This window comes from Pseudomonas sp. G11-1 (assembly GCF_024031555.1).
Lineage (GTDB): Bacteria > Pseudomonadota > Gammaproteobacteria > Pseudomonadales > Pseudomonadaceae > Halopseudomonas > Halopseudomonas bauzanensis.
This window is the reverse complement of the sequence record NZ_QEYQ01000006.1, coordinates 15,025-32,672: the sequence shown is the minus strand read 5'-3', so window position 1 is coordinate 32,672 and position 17,648 is coordinate 15,025. Positions and strand designations below refer to the sequence as shown.

The 17,648-nt window shown below is 60.2% G+C and carries 15 protein-coding genes and 3 tRNA genes; 10 read left to right on the top strand and 8 right to left on the bottom strand.

From position 1 onward, the window contains the following. Positions 1–30: 30 nt before the first annotated feature. Positions 31–1,560, top strand: coding sequence for an NADH-quinone oxidoreductase subunit M (gene nuoM / locus DHB74_RS14955; protein ID WP_036989854.1), 1,530 nt, complete (start codon positions 31–33; stop codon positions 1,558–1,560). Positions 1,561–1,582: 22 nt separating this feature from the next. Then, positions 1,583–3,040: an NADH-quinone oxidoreductase subunit NuoN gene (nuoN, locus tag DHB74_RS14950; RefSeq protein ID WP_036989855.1), complete on the top strand. Its 1,458-nt coding sequence runs from the start codon at positions 1,583–1,585 to the stop codon at positions 3,038–3,040. Positions 3,041–3,066: 26 nt separating this feature from the next. Here the strand turns inward: nuoN and DHB74_RS14945 are convergent, their stop codons facing one another. Next, positions 3,067–3,192, bottom strand: coding sequence for a hypothetical protein (locus DHB74_RS14945; protein ID WP_268873972.1), 126 nt, complete (start codon positions 3,190–3,192; stop codon positions 3,067–3,069). Here DHB74_RS14945 and DHB74_RS14940 point away from each other — a divergent pair. Beyond that, positions 3,191–3,505 (top strand): DUF2388 domain-containing protein, encoded by a 315-nt coding sequence (locus DHB74_RS14940; protein WP_036989857.1) that lies wholly within the window; start codon positions 3,191–3,193, stop codon positions 3,503–3,505. The genes DHB74_RS14945 and DHB74_RS14940 overlap by 2 nt on opposite strands. A gap of 103 nt (positions 3,506–3,608) precedes the next feature. Next, entirely contained in the window at positions 3,609–5,510 is a 1,902-nt protein-coding gene (locus tag DHB74_RS14935) for a DUF7844 domain-containing protein (protein WP_051610954.1), read from the top strand. A 136-nt stretch (positions 5,511–5,646) separates the two neighbouring features. Here DHB74_RS14935 and DHB74_RS14930 read toward each other — a convergent pair. Then, positions 5,647–5,733: transfer RNA gene (locus DHB74_RS14930), tRNA-Leu, on the bottom strand. 648 nt (positions 5,734–6,381) lie between these two features. Here DHB74_RS14930 and DHB74_RS14925 point away from each other — a divergent pair. From DHB74_RS14925 to DHB74_RS14915, 3 genes are all read left to right on the top strand, one after another. Beyond that, the gene (locus DHB74_RS14925) at positions 6,382–6,765 is read left to right on the top strand and encodes a hypothetical protein (protein WP_036989858.1); all 384 of its coding nucleotides are present in this window, start codon (positions 6,382–6,384) and stop codon (positions 6,763–6,765) included. A 93-nt stretch (positions 6,766–6,858) separates the two neighbouring features. After that, positions 6,859–7,260: an antitoxin Xre-like helix-turn-helix domain-containing protein gene (locus DHB74_RS14920; RefSeq protein ID WP_036989859.1), complete on the top strand. Its 402-nt coding sequence runs from the start codon at positions 6,859–6,861 to the stop codon at positions 7,258–7,260. Beyond that, entirely contained in the window at positions 7,254–7,949 is a 696-nt protein-coding gene (locus DHB74_RS14915; RefSeq protein ID WP_051610867.1) for an RES family NAD+ phosphorylase, read from the top strand. The genes DHB74_RS14920 and DHB74_RS14915 overlap by 7 nt, the downstream gene beginning before the upstream one ends. Before the next feature lie 118 nt (positions 7,950–8,067). Here DHB74_RS14915 and DHB74_RS14910 read toward each other — a convergent pair. The 6 genes from DHB74_RS14910 to DHB74_RS14885 all read right to left on the bottom strand — a co-directional run bounded on the left by DHB74_RS14910 (position 8,068) and on the right by DHB74_RS14885 (position 13,412). Next, positions 8,068–8,141: transfer RNA gene (locus DHB74_RS14910), tRNA-Cys, on the bottom strand. A gap of 42 nt (positions 8,142–8,183) precedes the next feature. Next, positions 8,184–8,259 (bottom strand) — tRNA-Gly (locus DHB74_RS14905). 62 nt (positions 8,260–8,321) lie between these two features. Next, positions 8,322–8,894, bottom strand: a complete 573-nt coding sequence (pgsA, locus tag DHB74_RS14900) for a CDP-diacylglycerol--glycerol-3-phosphate 3-phosphatidyltransferase (RefSeq protein ID WP_036989959.1) — start codon at positions 8,892–8,894, stop codon at positions 8,322–8,324. Positions 8,895–8,925: 31 nt separating this feature from the next. Further along, positions 8,926–10,755, bottom strand: coding sequence for an excinuclease ABC subunit UvrC (gene uvrC, locus DHB74_RS14895; RefSeq protein ID WP_036989960.1), 1,830 nt, complete (start codon positions 10,753–10,755; stop codon positions 8,926–8,928). Beyond that, positions 10,752–11,402: a UvrY/SirA/GacA family response regulator transcription factor gene (gene uvrY, locus DHB74_RS14890; RefSeq protein ID WP_036989962.1), complete on the bottom strand. Its 651-nt coding sequence runs from the start codon at positions 11,400–11,402 to the stop codon at positions 10,752–10,754. The genes uvrC and uvrY overlap by 4 nt, the downstream gene beginning before the upstream one ends. Positions 11,403–11,486: 84 nt before the next feature. Continuing rightward, positions 11,487–13,412 carry an AMP-binding protein gene (locus DHB74_RS14885; RefSeq protein WP_051610896.1) on the bottom strand — a complete coding sequence of 642 codons (1,926 nt, stop codon included), beginning with the start codon at positions 13,410–13,412 and terminating at the stop codon, positions 11,487–11,489. 119 nt (positions 13,413–13,531) lie between these two features. Here DHB74_RS14885 and DHB74_RS14880 point away from each other — a divergent pair, with 119 nt between their 5' ends. The 3 genes from DHB74_RS14880 to DHB74_RS14870 all read left to right on the top strand — a co-directional run bounded on the left by DHB74_RS14880 (position 13,532) and on the right by DHB74_RS14870 (position 17,648). Then, entirely contained in the window at positions 13,532–15,466 is a 1,935-nt protein-coding gene (locus DHB74_RS14880) for a putative nucleotidyltransferase substrate binding domain-containing protein (RefSeq protein WP_036989963.1), read from the top strand. Beyond that, the gene (locus DHB74_RS14875; RefSeq protein ID WP_036989964.1) at positions 15,463–16,179 is read left to right on the top strand and encodes a 3'-5' exonuclease; all 717 of its coding nucleotides are present in this window, start codon (positions 15,463–15,465) and stop codon (positions 16,177–16,179) included. Before DHB74_RS14880 ends, DHB74_RS14875 begins: the two co-directional genes overlap by 4 nt. A gap of 194 nt (positions 16,180–16,373) precedes the next feature. Continuing rightward, complete coding sequence (locus tag DHB74_RS14870) at positions 16,374–17,648, top strand: OmpP1/FadL family transporter (protein WP_036990381.1); 1,275 nt, start codon at positions 16,374–16,376, stop codon at positions 17,646–17,648.

The following is a 17,648-nucleotide window of genomic DNA, read 5'->3' as shown; positions in this document are numbered from 1 at the left end:
TATGAATTCACGCAAGGAAATGATCCCGTCATGATTTTGCCTTGGCTGGTCCTGATTCCCTTCATTGGCGGCCTGCTGTGCTGGCAGGCCGAACGTTTCAGCAGCACCCTGCCCCGTTGGCTGGCGCTGCTGACCATGGGGCTGGTGCTGGTCCTGAGCCTGTGGCTCTGGGCCAGCGCAGACTATTCCCTGGCTGGTGTAACCGATGGCGCGCCGGTCTGGACGCTGGAGTTCAAGCACGTCTGGATCGAGCGCTTCGGCATCAATCTGCATCTGGCGCTGGATGGCCTGTCCCTACTGATGCTGATCCTCACCGGTATCCTGGGTGTGCTGTCGGTGCTCTGCTCATGGAACGAGATCCAGCATCGCATCGGCTTCTTCCACCTCAACCTGATGTGGATTCTCGGTGGCGTGGCCGGCGTGTTCCTGGCCATGGATCTGTTCCTGTTCTTCTTTTTCTGGGAAATGATGCTAGTGCCGATGTATTTTCTCATCGCGCTCTGGGGGCATAGCGGCGAAGGCAAGAAGACGCGGATCAACGCAGCGACCAAGTTCTTCATCTTCACCCAGGCCAGCGGCCTGATCATGCTGGTAGCAATTCTGGGTCTGGTACTATTCAATTTCAGCCAGACCGGAGTACTGACTTTCGCCTATGATCAGCTGCTCGGTCTCGATATGCCGCCGGGGGTGGAATATATCCTGATGCTCGGCTTCTTCATCGCCTTTGCGGTGAAGTTCCCTATCGTACCGCTGCACTCCTGGCTACCTGACGCCCATGCCCAGGCGCCTACCGCCGGCTCCGTGGACCTGGCGGGCATCCTGCTGAAGACTGCCGCCTACGGCATGCTGCGCTTCGCCCTGCCGCTGTTCCCCAACGCCTCGGTCGAGTTCGCGCCGATCGCCATGACCCTGGGTCTGATCGGTATTTTCTACGGAGCAATACTGTCCTTTGCCCAGACCGACATCAAACGCCTGGTGGCCTATTCCAGCATCTCGCACATGGGTTTCGTACTGATCGGCATCTATGCCAGCACCCAGCTGGCGCTGCAGGGGGCGGTGGTGCAGATGGTTGCGCACGGCCTGTCGGCGGCGGCGCTGTTCATCCTCTGTGGCCAGTTGTATGAACGTATCCATACCCGGGATATGCGCGAGATGGGCGGATTATGGGCCCGCCTACCCTATTTGCCGGCGCTGAGCATGTTCTTCGCCACCGCCTCGCTGGGTATGCCGGGTACCGGTAACTTCGTCGGCGAGTTCCTGATCCTGTTCGGCAGCTTCGCCAACAACCCCTGGGTGGTGGTGATCGCCACCTTCGGCCTGGTACTGGCCTCGGCCTATTCGCTGATCATGATTCACCGCGCCTACTTCGGTGCCGAGCGTTCCGGCGAAGCCTTGCGCGGGCTCGATCGGCGCGAACTGGTCATGGTGCTGTCACTGGTCGTATTGCTGGTCGGGCTCGGGTTATACCCCCAGCCGGTGCTGGATACCTCTGCAGCGAGCATGAGCGGAGTACAACACTGGCTCAGCGACGCCCTCTCCAACCTTGTTCCGACCCGGTAGCCGTTTGATGGAAAATGACGCCATGCAATTTACCCAGTCCCACTTCATCGCCCTGCTGCCGCTGCTGATCGTCGGCGCCACGGCCATCGTGGTCACGCTCGCCATCGCCTGGCGCCGCAAGCACGATCTGATCTTCGTACTGACTGCGCTGGGCCTCAACCTGGCGCTGCTGTCACTGATCCCGGCGTTGCAGGTCGTGCCCCTGGAAGTCACCGCGCTGATGCAGGTGGATCGCTTTGCGCTGCTGTATATGGGCATCATTCTGATTGCTACCCTGGCCTGCGCCACCCTGGTCCATGCCTATTTGGGCAAGACCAATACCGGCGAGGGCTTTCCCGGCAACCGGGAGGAAATGTACCTGTTGATGCTGTTGTCCGCGACCGGCGGACTGGTTATGGTCGGCGCCTCGCATCTGGCCACGCTGTTTATCGGCCTGGAACTGCTGTCAGTGCCGGTCTACGGCATGGTCGCCTACGCGTTCTTCAACAAGCGCTCGCTGGAAGCGGGTATCAAATACATGGTGCTGTCAGCGGCCGGTTCGGCCTTCCTGCTGTTCGGCATGGCGCTCGCGTACGCTGAATCCGGCAGTCTGGCCTTCCCTGCTCTCGGCGCTGTGGCCGTGACACCGATCCTGCAGATCGGTTTCGCCATGATGCTCATCGGGCTGGCCTTCAAGCTGTCGCTGGTACCCTTCCACCTATGGACCCCGGATGTCTACGAGGGCGCTCCCGCGCCGGTTTCGGCGTTTCTCGCCACCGCTGCGAAGGTCGCCGTATTCGCCGTCTTGCTGCGCCTGTATCAGGTGTCGCCGGCAACCAGCGGGGGCTGGCTGAATGAACTGCTGACCGTGATTGCCATCGCCTCGATCCTGTTTGGCAACCTGCTGGCACTGATGCAGAGCAATCTCAAGCGTCTGCTGGGTTACTCATCCATTGCCCACTTCGGCTATCTGGTGATCGCCCTGATCGCCAGCGACGGCCTCGCGACCGAGGCGATCGGCGTATACCTGGCCACCTATGTACTGACCACCCTGGGCGCTTTCGGTGTGGTCACGCTGATGTCCACGCCGTTCAAGGGGCGCGACGCCGATGCCTTGTACGAGTACCGCGGCCTGTTCTGGCGCCGCCCGTACCTGACCGCGGTATTGACCGTGATGATGCTGTCGCTGGCAGGGATTCCGCTCACCGCCGGCTTCATTGGCAAGTTCTATATCATTGCGGCCGGGGTCCAATCGAGCCTCTGGTGGCTGCTCGGCGCGCTGGTCATCGGTAGCGCCATCGGTCTTTACTATTATCTGCGGGTCATGGTCACCCTGTATCTGGTGGAGCCAGGCATTCGACGCCACGACGCACCACTGAACTGGGGCCAGCAGGCCGGCGGTATCATGCTGCTGCTGATTGCCTTGCTGGTGTTCATTCTCGGCGTGTATCCGCAACCATTGCTGGGGCTGGTTGAACAGGCCACACTAGCGGGACTTTGATAGGTCGACCGGGACAAAGTCCCGGATCAACGGAACTTTTGTTGATCCTTCGGATCGATTTTATCCGCAGCACGGTCAATACTTGCTTCATCCGCTGCCTCGGCAGTGATACGACGCTCTACTTCCGAAGTACTGAAAAGGATAATCGACATGCAACGTCTTTCCCTGGTCATCGCTACCACCGGCCTCCTGGCTCTCGCTGGTGCTGCTCACGGCAGCAGCTTCATCGGCACCACAGACGCCATCGCCGGCTCCCTGGTCAATACCATTGACGCGACCAGCGATGCCACTACCGGCAACAACAAGGTGGTACTGGAAGCCCGTGAGGACGCAGCCAGCTTCGTCGGTAGCGATGGCCAGCTGCGCAGTGCACGTCTGGAGGCCGCTCTACTGCATATCCGCCAGTCCCACCCCGATCTGGAAGCGACTGACCTGCAACTGGCCGAGGCGATTCTCGCGCTGTGATGCATGCCTGAGATCAATGCCCGCTCGATAACGGCAGCGGTTAGCCAGCTTGGGTAAGGCGTACTCCATCGCAGGTCAGCTGCTGTTGGTCGGCGCCTTGCTGATGAGCCCTATCGCCACGGCGGGGTTGCAGCTGGACCTGGACCAGAGCCAGCTCACCCCGGCCCAAGTGCAAGTCAGCCAGAGTCTGCTCGCGGAGGCCACCGCGGCGCTCCCCCCCTCGCTGGTTGAGCAACTGGACCGGACCGTGCCGGTGCGCTGGCGTGACCTGCCGAAATCGGTATTCGGGCGCGCCACGCCTGGCGGCACGCTGGAGCTGAACCGGCATTGGCTGACGGACCTCAGCGCCGGGTACGAGGACCGTTTCCCCGACGGGCGCCAGCACGGCACCTTGCGCCAGGAACTGCTCGCCACGCTGATTCACGAGATTGCTCACCTGTATGATCGCGGTCGCTCCTGGCAAGCGGAACAGCGTTCTCTGCTGCGCCACTGCCGCAACCGTTACCAAACCCAGGGCAAGGCCGGCTTGCCTGCGGAATGTCGCGGCCAGACCGAACGCCGCTTTACCCTGAGCGACGACCCGCGCTTTCTCGATCTGGCCGGCTGGGCACAACAGGCGGGGCGCCGAGGTATACGAGAATCTGATAATTACCAGTCCTACCGCAGCCCGGACAATTATGAGCTGCACAGCCCGGCAGAATACCTGGCGGTCAATCTCGAATACTTCCTGCTCGATCCGCAATACGCTTGCCGGCGCCCGGCTCTGCATGCGTATTTCAGAGATCACTTCGACTGGGCACCGCCAGCGGCAGATTGCCCCGGCGAAGTCCCCTACCTGTATGCCGGACTGGACGCACAGCGTCCGGCCCTGGGCTCGCTGGACCCCGAACGCATCTATGCGGTCCACTATCTGCTGGCCGAGCCCAACGAGCAATGGGCCAGCCGCTGGGGGCACAGTATGCTGCGGCTGGTGGTCTGCGCGCCGGGCCGCCCGCCCGGCCCGGATTGTTTGCTCGACCTGGATCACCACCTGGTGCTGTCCTTCCGCGCCTTTGTCGATGACCTGCAGTTGTCCAGCTGGGACGGACTGATCGGCAACTACCCCTCGCGGCTGTTTATGCTGCCGCTGCAGAAGGTGGTCGATGAATATACCCGACTGGAACTGCGCGGCCTCAGCTCGATACCGCTGCGAATGGATGAACAGGCGCGCCACCAGCTCGCCCTGCAGGCCGCGACCCTGCACTGGAGTTATGACGGCACCTATTATTTCATCAGCAATAACTGCGCTGTCGAAACCCTGAAATTATTGCGCAGCGGCAGTGCCCTACCCCAATTGCAGGATATGGACAGCCTGACACCTGCTGGCTTGCTGGCAGTGCTCAACGCCCGCGGGCTGGCGGACCTGCGACCATTGCAGGACCGTCAGGCGGCGCTGCGCCAGGGTTACTATTTCGATTCCTATCGGGAGCGTTACCAGCAAATGTTCGAGGTCATTCGTAGCCGATTGCAGATACCTATCGAGCGCATTGAAGATTGGCTGGCCAACCCCGCGGATCAGCGACAGGTCTGGTTCGCCGCAGCGGATACCCGCTCCACCGCCGCCTTGCTGGTATTGGAAGAAGCTATTCGGCGCCGTCAGATGCTGTTGATTCAGCAGGATCTCAAGCAGCGATTCCTGTCTTCGGACGCCCCACCAGCACTCACCGAAACCGCCCAATTGGTCCAAGGACTGCTGAGCGCCAGCAGCTTTCTGAGCCGTCCGGGGGAATTATTGGACGAAGGCTACGGCTTGCCGCAACCGCAGGAATCCCAACGCTTCATCGAACTTGCTGGTGCCAGACAACAGGCACTGTTGACCACAGCCGATGACGTCGAGCAGCGCCTGCTATCGCTGATCAATCCACAACAACGTCAGCAGCTGGACGCCACGAACGGCAATATCAGCCTGCTGGCGCAGCAATTGCGACGATTGCATGAGGAGTCCGGTGGGATTCAGTTGCCGTGATTACACTCAGCGACAATGCACCCACCCAGTAATACCAGGCGCGCTGAGTGATTGAGCTATCAGGAGAAATTGCGCAGCAGTTGCTACGTTGCGGACCAACGAGATAACGAGGCCTATGCCTGTAACCCATGGTTATTGGTGCCCGGAGCCGGAATCGAACCGGCACGATGTTGCCATCGAGGGATTTTAAGTCCCTTGCGTCTACCAGTTTCGCCATCCGGGCTGGCTGGCACTTGGGTTTGAACATGACCTGCAAGATGGATCTTGATCCAGCCATAACTCCAAGAGATTCAGAATGTTACACAGATCATATCGCCGTAACAAGGACTTTCTTCGAGACTCGAGGCCGACCGACAAGCTGAACCATCAGCTCAATGCCACCTCCAATCAAGAGAGCCATTCAAGGTCCTCAGGAGGTTAGTCATGAGTATTGATCCGCTTGATCTTCCGCAAGAACAGCAGCCGGTACCAGGGCAGCGTCCAGGCCAGGGGCCGAACCCGGGTACGCCTCCAGAACGCGCCCCGACAGAGCCGCCGGGGCCGGATAATGTGCCGCAGCAAGCTCCGGAGGAGGCTCCTGATATGGTGCCGAAGCCCAGGGCGCAGCCGCCAGGAACAGTGCCGGGGCCAGATGAGCCGGATATACCTGATCGAAGTGAGCCGCTTTGACAGAAATGCTGTCCCTTCCCGAGATGACTCACGCCATTTTCGTCCCGCCGCAATAGCGCCTGGAAAGCTTGATACGGCCAGCGCTTAACACCTATTGATCAGACGCCCCCTTGTTCGCCCCTTCAGCAAAATCGCTGTTCACGGGTTACACTTCTGAATTCTACTCCGTAGAATTCCACAACGTAGAACAAGGCGAGAGACGATGAAGAAGCAATTTCAATTGAGAAGTCGCAAGGAAGTCCATTGGACTCGGCAGTGGCTATTGGGCCAGATACAGGGTGGTCGGTTGTCGCTGCGTTATCAGTTGATTGAGCTGCTGGATACTGCGGAGCAGGTGCAGCAATTGGTTGACCAGCAATTGGATTCGGAATCCCGTACACGCTTGCAGAAAGCGCTTTCCGCCAGGCGGGCACGGGAAGCAGCCCTTCCGACTCGCAAGGGGGCACCTTCTACGCGAATGGTACGAACCGAGGTAACTGCACTGGCACGTGAGATGCTGCATACCGTTGCTGCCTCCAGGGGAGTTACTACCTCCGAGCTGATTACAAAACTGCTTGAGGATGAATACGACAGGGTTGCGCGCTGATCACCATGAACCTGTTGCAATATCTGCAGACATGCTATTCTCTAATTGCATTCTCCAGACACCCCCCCCCTGAATAGCAAACGGGTAGATAAAATGTCATTAGCAGATATTCAGAAAATCAGCGCCGAGAAACACCAGAGCACCGTGGGCTTGCGCACAGCGGTAACGATCATGGAACGCTGGGGTGCTTCACGGGAGCAGATGTCGCGGATTCTGCGTGTTTCCGGCAGCACCCTGGCCCGGGCCAAAGCCGGTAACGGGACCATTGCCCTGGATAATGATCAGCTCGACCGAATCAGTTATGTGCTCAATATCCATGGGACGTTGCGGCTGATCTTCGACAACCCCGACAACGTGTATGGCTTCCTCAAGCTGCCCAACGATAATGCCTTTTTCAACGGTCGCCAGCCGCTGAATGTCATGGCTGACGGCAGCTTTGCATCACTTTACGAAACGTTTCGCCGAATCGACGGGTTGCGGGGGGCAATGTGGTGAACTGGGTCGACCTGCCCGAGGTCGCTCCTGGCACCGCAACCGGCTACCGCCTGGTCAACTCCAAGTATCCCCCCATCGCCCTGTTCGATGATGTAGCTGATCCTGAGGAATTCGAGGCGCTGCATGAACTCCAGGCGCGAACCAATCCGCGCTTGTTGAACGAGGCCGGGAGACTTGAGTTCATGCGCCGCACCGATATCCCCTTCGGCATCCCTGGCTGTTCCTATGCGGTAGCGCCCTTCACTCATATCAATCCTGCCGGCTCGCGCTTCAGTGATGGCAGCTTCGGCGTCCTCTATCTGGGGGACTCGATCACTACGGCCCTGGCGGAGGTGCAATATCACCAGCAGAGCTATTGGAGCGGCGTGAAAGGCCTCGCCTTCGACCGCATCCTGCTGCGCGGGCTGTGCTGCAAATTCGACCAGACCGGTTTGCGCGACCTGACCGGTATCACGCCTGACCATCCGATCTACGACCCCGACAGCTATGCCGCCGCGCATGTCGCTGGCGCCCGCCTGAAGCACGCCGGGATACCTGGCCTGAAGTATCACTCAGTCCGCAGTCCGGGCAATACTTGCTGGGGACTGCTGACTCCAAGACCGGTGCACTCCATCGTGCAAGCCACCCACTACGAAATGATTTGGGACGGCAAGGCGATTTCCAGCGTGAACAAGATCGCCTCGGTCTAAAGGCGGAGCAGACTCGCATCGCGGCATTTTTGAGAATGCTGCGGAAACGGTTCGCAGAAAGCCAGAAAGCCAGAAAGCAAAAAGCCCCGCAGACGTAGAGTCTGCGGGGCTTTAATACTGGAGGCCGAGGTCGGAATCGAACCGGCGTTCACGGATTTGCAATCCGCTGCATGACCACTCTGCCACCCGGCCTCGAAGGGGGCTGCTGTGCTGCTACTGCAACACAACTGAATATGGAGCGGGAAACGAGACTCGAACTCGCGACCCCGACCTTGGCAAGGTCGTGCTCTACCAACTGAGCTATTCCCGCTCTGGAACGGCGCCTATTCTATCTTTCTCCGACGCCCTGTCAAGTCATTGATTCAAAAAAGTTTATCTGTCGTTTTTTTCGCCAGCATCGGGGCGCAGGTGCGGCCAGGCCGCGCGCAGATAGGCCACCATGGACCACAGCGTCAGCGCGGCAGAAATCATCAGCAGCACATACCCGAGAACGACCCAGGCAGTCATTGGCAAGGCCGGGTTGGCCAGCAGCACAACCAGGGCGATCATCTGTGCGGTGGTCTTGTATTTACCCAGGTTGGAGACGGCTACCTGCGACCGCGCACCAAGCTCGGCCATCCATTCACGCAAGGCGGAGATAACGATCTCACGGCCGATGATAACCACTGCCGGCGCCGTTACCCAGAAGTTGCTGTGACTCTGCACCAGCAATACCAGCGCCACGGCGACCATGAGTTTGTCTGCCACCGGGTCGAGAAAAGCACCGAAGGGGGTACTCTGCTCCCATTTGCGCGCCAGATAGCCATCCAGCCAGTCGGTAATACTGGCCAGAGTGAAAATCACTGCGGCAGCCAGATAACTCCAGTGGAACGGCAGGTAATACAGCAGGATAAATACGGGGATCAGGCCAACCCGCATCAAGGTAAGAATATTCGGAATGTTCATAACGTCTCTGCGAACGGGTTTGGACAGCATTCTAGTCGCTATGCAGGGCAGTATATATCTGTTCTGCCAGTTTTTTGCTGATGCCGGGCGCCTTGGCGATCTCCACGGCGCTGGCGCGAGTCAGCTCCTGCAAGCCGCCGAAGTGTTTCAGCAGCTCTCTGCGTCGTTTCGGACCCACCCCGGCGATTCCTTCGAGGGTGGAGGTGTTTCGGGTCTTGCCGCGGCGCTGGCGGTGGCCGGTAATGGCGAAGCGGTGCGCCTCGTCGCGAATATGCTGAATCAGGTGCAGCGCCGGTGAGTGGCCGGGCAGCACCAGTTCATTGTGCGGGTCGTTCAGGTACAGAGTCTCCATGCCGGCCTTGCGGGTAACGCCCTTGGCCACGCCAAGCAGGGTCAAGTCATGAATGGCCAACTCCTGGAGCACTTCGCGAGCCATGTTCATCTGACCCTTGCCACCGTCAACCAGGAGAATATCCGGCATCTTGCCTTCACCATCGCGCAATTTGGCGAACCGCCGCATCAATGCCTGCTGCATGGCTGCATAGTCATCACCTGCGGTTACGCCCTCGATGTTGTAGCGCCGATAGTCGCTTTTCAAAGGCCCTTCGGGACCGAATACGACGCAGGACGCCACGGTCGATTCGCCACTGGTGTGGCTGATGTCGTAGCACTCCAGGCGGGTGGGAATCTCATCCAGCCCGAGCGCTTCCTGCAGCGCCTCGAAACGCGCCTGTACATTCTGCCGGTTGCCGAGCATGGAGGTCAGCGCCTGTTCGGCATTGGTAACCGCCATGCTCTGCCAGCGGCTGCGCGTGCCCCGCACCCGGTGAGTGAAGTTGACCGCCCGGCCCCGTGCCTGCGCCAGCGCATCGGCGATAACGGGCAGATCCTCAGGGACCGCGTTGAGGATGATTTCCTTCGGCAGCTCCCTTTCGCCGGTGCCCAGATAGTATTGCGGCAGGAAAGCCGCGAGAACTTCACCGGGGGTCTGTTCGATTGGCACCCGCGGGAAGTGGTTGCGACTGCCCAATACCCTGCCCTGCCTGACCATGATGACGTGAACACAGGCGCCGCCCGGCGTCACGGCGGCGGCAATGACGTCCACGTTGCCATATTCGGTATCGATGTTCTGCTGATCCTGCACCCGCCGCAGTTGGCCGATCTGATCACGCAGCTCGGCGGCCCGCTCGAAGTCGAGATTCTGTGCAGCGCTCTCCATGGCCTGGGTCAATTCATCCGTCAGAGCATTGCTGCGCCCTTCCAGAAACATGACCGAATGCCGCACGTCCTCGGCGTACTCCTCCTCGCTGACGAAGCCAACACAGGGCGCCTTGCAGCGCTTGATCTGGTATTGCAGACAGGGCCGGGTACGGTTGCGGAAATAGCTTTCCTCGCACTGACGCACTTTGAAGGTCTTCTGCAGCAGGCTCAGGCTCTCGCGGATCGCACCCGCGCTGGGATAGGGGCCAAAATAGCGTCCCTTGGCCTTCTTGGTCCCCCGATGCAGTCCGAGCCGTGGATAGGCGTCCAGACTGGAAAGATAGACATAGGGGTAGGATTTATCGTCGCGTAACAGAATGTTGTACGGCGGGCGCGAAACCTTGATCAGGCTCTGCTCAAGCAGCAGCGCCTCGGTTTCGTTGGCCGTGACGGTGGTGTCGATGTGCCGGATACGCGCTACCAGCGCCGCGGTCTTGGGGCTCAGCCCGGTCTGGCGGAAGTAACTGGACAGGCGTTTCTTCAGGTTGTTCGCCTTGCCAACGTACAGCAACTCGCCGTCGGCATCGAACATCCGGTAGACCCCCGGCTTGCCGGTTACCGCTGACAGGAAGGCCGCGGCATCGAACCCTTCCGGCTTCATGCCTGGCTGAATGTGGCGTCGATCATGCCATGACGCACTGCCAGCAACGTCAGCTCCACATCACTGGTGATGCCGAGCTTTTCGAATATACGGTAACGATAGGTGTTCACGGTCTTGGGACTGAGGTGAAGCTTGTCGGAAATGCCTTGCACCTTCTCACACCCGACAATCATCAGCGCAATCTGCATCTCCCGCTCCGACAGCGCATCGAAGGGCCCCACATTGCCCGGTTCGTACATCCGCGCCAGCAGTAGCTGGGCAATATCGGGACTGATATGGCGTTGGCCGGCCACTACCTTGCGGATGGCGTTGACCATCTCTTCCAGGGCGGCCCCCTTGGTGACGTAACCGGCAGCTCCAGCCTGCATCAGACGAGTCGGGAAAGGCTCTTCGTCACAGGCGGTAACGGCGATAACCTTGATGCTGCGATCATGCTGCAGCAGCTTGCGGGTGGCTTCCAGGCCGCCGATTCCCGGCATGCGTACATCCATCAGAACGACGTCCGGCTTCAACGCTCGTGCCTGGGTGATGGCCGTTTCGCCGCTGTCCGCCTCTCCCACAATGGACAGTCCGGGCACGTCACCGAGCATTCGGGTGATTCCCATGCGCACCAGATCATGATCGTCCACCACCAATACCTTGATCACCGTTTACCCCTTTCATGAGCACAGCGGGTGTAGCTTCTAAATGCCGCAATATCCCGCAACCGCGCCACGATAGCAAATTGGTGATTATTGTGAAACGCCAACGACCTCCGCCCCCTCCGGCGTCTGCAACAATAGCGCCAGTTCATCCAGGCAGCCGGGGTCATCGATGGTAGACGGCGCCGTCCATTCCTCGCCCCGCACCATTTGCCGCAGAACACGCCGGAGGATCTTGCCCGAGCGGGTTTTCGGTAGCCGACTGACCACCAAGGTGCGCTGATAGCACGCCAGTGCTCCGATCTCCTCGCGTAGCAGTGCCGCCAGCTCCGCACTCAATCGGGCTGCCTCGATGGTGACATCGTTCTTCAGCACTACCAGTCCGACCGGCAACTCTCCCTTGATTGCATCAGGCACACTGATGACCGCACATTCGGCCACCGCCGGATGCGACCCCAGCACTTCTTCCATCTCCCCGGTGGAGAGCCGGTGGCCGGCCACGTTGATGATGTCATCTGTACGGCCCATGACGAAAAGATAGCCATCGGCATCGATATAGCCGGCGTCACCCGTCTGGTAGTAGCCGGGAAACTCGCTCAGGTATCCGGTCTGCAAACGCTCCGGGCTACCCCAGATGGAAGTGAGACAGCCCGGCGGTAATGGCAGGCGGATAACGATGTTGCCCTGCTCGCCCGCCGCGACCGGTTGCCCCTGGTCATCGAGGATCGCCAACTGATAACCGGGCATCGGGAAGGTCGCCGAGCCGGGGCGGGTTTCGGCAAGACCGTAACCCGCCGGGTTGGCAGCGACCGCCCAGCCGGTTTCCGTCTGCCACCAGTGATCCAGTACTGGCCGCCGGATATGTTCGTGCAACCATTCCCAGGTAGGCGGATCAAGGCGCTCTCCCGCCAGGTACAGCCGCTCCAGCTGACTCAGGTCATACCGACCGGCCAGCTCGGCACGGGGGTCCTCCTTGCGGATGGCCCGGAAGGCGGTGGGCGCAGTGAATAGCGCCTTGACGCCGTGCTCGGCACACACGCGCCACACCGCACCCGCATCCGGTGTGCGTACCGGTTTGCCTTCGAACATGACGGTGGTGCAACCGGCCAACAACGGCCCGTAGACGATATAGGAATGACCGACCACCCAGCCGACATCCGATGCCGCCCAGAATACCTCTCCCGGCTGCATGCCATAGACCGCCTCCATGCTGTAGCGCATCGCCACGGCGTGGCCGCCGTGGTCGCGCACCACGCCCTTGGGCTTGCCGGTGGTCCCAGAGGTATAGAGGATGTACAGCGGGTCCGTTGCCGCGACCGGCACGGCATCAGCCGGGACTGCCGCTGCCAACTGCTGACGCCAATCCAGGTCTCGCCCGGGTTGCAACCCGGCAACCGCCTGGGGACGTTGCAGCACCACGCAATGGCGAACCGGATGATTTGCCCGGGCAATCGCCTGGTCCACCAATGGCTTGTATTCCACCACACGGTCAACCTCGATACCGCAGGAGGCCGTGAGGATGATGTCGGCTTGGGCATCATTGATGCGTACCGCCAGCTCGTTGGCCGCGAACCCGCCGAACACCACGCAATGTACGGCCCCGATACGCGCACAGGCCAGCATGGCGATGACCGCTTCTGGCACCATGGGCATGTAGATGATGACCCGGTCGCCCTGTTTCACCTGCAGGCTGCGCAACATACCCGCACAGAGCGCTACCTGTCGGTGCAGCTCGGCATAGCTGATATGCGTCTTGGTGCCGGTCACAGGCGAGTCGTGAATAATGGCCACCTGCTCTCCCCGGCCATCTTCGATGTGCGCATCCAATGCCAGCCAGGCAGTGTTCAACTTGCCATCGGGAAACCATTCAACCAGGCCGGGGCTGACGTCGCTTGGCTGGCAGGTGATGTTTGGAGGGGTGTGCCATCTCAGCTTGGCGGCATGATCGGCCCAGAACAGCTCGGGATCACGGATCGCGCGTTGCCGGGCGAGGACATAATCAGGGGGTGCGGACATGATCGTCTCCTTATTGTCATATCAACCTAGACCATCCTGCTGAAAACGAAACTAGACTTACGTCGGATGGGCTGCACGCGACAACCAAGGTGAACTATCCCTTTCGGAGAGAGGCGCAGATGAGCAGAGACGACTCGCTCGATCAGATGGGCAGGACCGCCGTGAAGCAGAATATTCACGGCATCATGACCTTCCTGCTCGGCTACCCGCCATTCGATCAGATGGAGACCCATCATCTGGCCTGGCTGGTGGAGCATTGCCAGTTGCGCTTCTATGCCGCCGGGGATGCCATCATCCGCCCCAGCGACGGGCCGGCGCAGCATTTCTATATCGTCAAACAGGGGCAAGTGCGCGGCGAACGGCGGATCGCCGGGCAGGACACGCCAGACACTACCTTCGAGATCAGTATCGGTGAATGCTTTCCCCTGGCCGCCCTCATTGGCGATCGGGCCACCCGTACCGAGCATATAGCCGGGCAGGATACCTTCTGCCTGCTATTGCCCCGCGTCGATTTCAGTGAGTTGGTCGGCATATCTCCGGTGTTCCGTGATTTTGCCCTGCGCGGCGTCAGCAGCCTGTTGCAACAGGTCAATCTGCAGGTGCAACGCCAGGCGGCGGAAACGCTCGGCGCCCATTATTCACTGGACACCCTTCTGGCCCAGATTGCCATCCGCAAGCCGGTCAGTTGCTCTCCCGTCACGCCAATCGGCACCGCCGTCAGAATGATGCATGAAGCCAGCGTGGGCAGTATCGTCATCACCGATGCGCAGGCCGCGCCAGAGGGTATTTTCACCCTGCGCGATCTGCGCCGTATCGTTGCACACGGCGAGACCGACCTGCAGCGACCCATCGCTGAGGTAATGACGCCGTCGCCCTGCTACCTGCCTTCAACCGCCAGCGCCTTCGATGCCGCCATCAGCATGACCCGAGAACATATTGCCCACCTGTGCGTGGTGGACCAGGGGCGGTTGGTGGGCGTGGTATCCGAGCGTGACCTGTTTGCCCTGCAGCGGGTAGACCTGGTGCACCTGGCACGTGCCATCAGCCAGGCCGAAAGCATTGCCAGTCTGGTAGCGCTGCGCCGGGACATTCGTCATCTGGTCGACAGCATGCTGGCCTATGGCGCATCTGCTGGCCAGGTCACCCACATCATCACGCTGCTCAACGACCACAGCGTATGCCGGGTCATCGAGTTGTGCCTGCGCCAGCATGGCGACCCAGGCGTTCCCTTCACCTGGTTATGCTTCGGCAGCGAGGCCCGACGCGAGCAGACGCTGATGACCGACCAGGACAACGGCATGCTGTTCGAAGCGGAGAATGCCGACCAGGCCGCGGCCTACCGCCAGCAATTGTTACCACTGGCACAGCAGATCAACCAGGCGCTGGCCGAATGCGGGTTCACCCTGTGCAAGGGCAACATCATGGCGAGTAATCCCGAGCTCTGCCTGTCCCGTGCCGAATGGCAGGCCCGCTTTACCCGCTGCATCCAGTCGGCCACGCCGGAGAACCTGCTGGCGTCGTCCATCTTCTTTGATTTTCGCGTGATCTGGGGCGAGCCGGCGGGTGCCCAGGCCCTGTTCGGCAGCGTACTGGACATGGTGGCACGCAATAGCACTTTCCAGCATCTGATGGCCCGCAACGCCCTCGCCCACCGCCCGCCGATCGGTCTGTTCCGCGACTTCGTCACCTCCCGCAGTGGCCGTGAGAAGGACACCCTGGACCTGAAGATCCAAGGGTTGACACCTTTTGTCGACGCTGCCCGAGTGCTGGCCCTGGCCTACGGTATCAGCGAGACAAGTACAATCCGCCGGTTACAATTGCTCAAGCAGCAAGAGGCGATCGCGGCCCTGGATGCCGATGCCTATACCGAGGCCTATGAGTTCATCCAGCTTATCCGGATGCAGCAGCACCAGCGTCAGGAGCGTGAGCGACAGCCGTTCAGTAACCGCCTCGTGCCCGACACCCTGAATCACCTGGACCGCCGCATCCTCCGCGAATCCTTCCGTCAGGCCCAACGCCTGCAGTCCAGCCTGGCCTTGAGATATCAGCTATGAAGCTGCGCAGTCTGCTCTTGCGTGGTCGTTCAACTGGTCTCACACCGGCGATGACGGCACGCCGGGCTGCCCTGCCCGCACCCCAGCCCATCGACAGCACACCTATTGATCAAGCGCGACTGGTGGTACTGGATCTGGAAACCAGTGGGCTCGACCTGCAACGCGATGAAATCCTTTCCATTGGCGCCGTGGCGATTACCGGCAACACCTTGCAGATGGCTGACCAATTCGAATGCACACTGCTACGACCAGCCCATCGGGCCAGCCAGGCTACCTTGCTGCATGAAATCGCGCCCAGCGAGGTCCATGCCGGTTGCCCCGCCGAGGAAGCGCTGCTCGGTCTGCTGGAGTTCGCAGGCCGCTGCGTCTTTGTGGCTTTCCATGCGGGTTTCGATCAACGCATGCTCAGCCGCGGCCTGCGCCAGGATCTGGATTACCGCCTACAGCATCGCTTTCTGGATGTGGCCGAACTGGCTCCCATGCTGTTTCCCGAAGCAGACCGGAAGTGCTCGACGCTGGACGATTGGCAGCAACACTTCCGGTTAGTCAACAGCGAGCGCCACAATGCCGCCGCCGACGCTCAGATCAGCGCCGAGATCCTGCTGATCTTGTTGCACCGGGCCGCCACCCAGGGCACTGCTACACTGGCAGAACTGAACAATCGACTGGTGCTCTGGCGACGACTCAATCTGGTGCGCTCCAGCGGCTTCTAATTCAACCCCTCGGTCTGCGGCACAACACCATAAGCCACACGGATGCGGCGTGACTGATCAGTCTCTAGCCAATTCAATGGCCGTTTACGTTTTTTAACGTGAATTATCGGAAATTCAGGACATAACCCATAGCGATACGGTTTCTTTCCTGCTAGTTTCCGCGCCTCCAACAAAGTCAACAGGAGTACCCGATGATCAAACACGCTTGGTTCAAAACCACCCTGGCCGTAGCCGTAGCCAGTGCCTCCTGCCAGTTGATGGCCAACGGGTTGGCCATCAACGAGCAAAGCGTCAGCGGCATGGGTACCGGTTTCGCTGGCCGCTCCTCCTCCGCCCAGGATGCCAGTACCGTGTTTGGTAATCCGGCGGGTATGTCGCGCCTGGATCGCGCCGAGATCAGTGGTGGTTTTGCGGCGATCAAAGCTAGCACCGATATCGACGCTGCCAGTCCAAACCCTGCCACTGGTACGAATCTTGTCCAGGGCACCAACAAGGGTGATATCGCGCCCGAGGCAGCTGTTCCGTTCGCCTATTATGTTCGCCCCCTCAACGACAAGTGGCATTTCGGCCTTGGCCTCTATGTCCCGTTCGGTGTGATCAGCGATTATGAAAGCACTTCTCAGGGCCGGGATCTCGGTCTCTACAGCAAGGTGCAGGTGATGACACTGCAGCCGACACTCAGCTACCGTATCAATGACCGCGTAGCCGTCGGTTTCGGCCCAACCATCAACAAGATCGACGGCAAGCTGACCAGCAACCCCATCGCGGTCCTTGGCTCCCCCGCTGAGGTAAACATCAAGGGTGATGATATCGGCTACGGCTTCAACGCGGGTATTCTGGTAGATGTAACCGACCGCCTGGCCTGGGGCTTCACCTATCACTCCAAGGTGGAATACGAACTGGAAGGACGGATCCGTAACACCGGCTTCCCTCCGGTTGCGCCCATGCCGGCCAATGGCAGCCACAAGGCCACTCTGGATTTCACCTCGCCCGAGTCGGCTGACACCTCGGTCACTTACAAGGCCAACGACAAATGGACTCTGTATGCCGGTGCCACCTGGACCCGCTGGAGCCAGCTGGATAGCATCGTAGCGGAGCTCAAGCAGCCTCTACCGGGCTTTTCCGAAGTGAGTGAAGACCTGAACTGGGACGACACCTGGTCCTATGCCATCGGTGTTGCCTATCAGCTCAACCCATCTTGGGTACTGCGCAGCGGCTTCACTCTTGACGAGTCCCCCACCAGCAACGCTGATCGCACCGTGCGCATTCCGGTGAGCAACCGTAAGATCGTATCGCTGGGCGCCGGCTGGAATATCGACCAAGACTGGACCCTGGACTTCGCTTACGCCTACCTGCGTGAAAGCAAAGGACGGGTAAACCAGACCAACCACGCAACAGGCACCCAGTACGCCGCCGAATATCGCAACAGCGCCCACGGCGCCGGTGTGCAGGTAACCCACCGCTTCTGA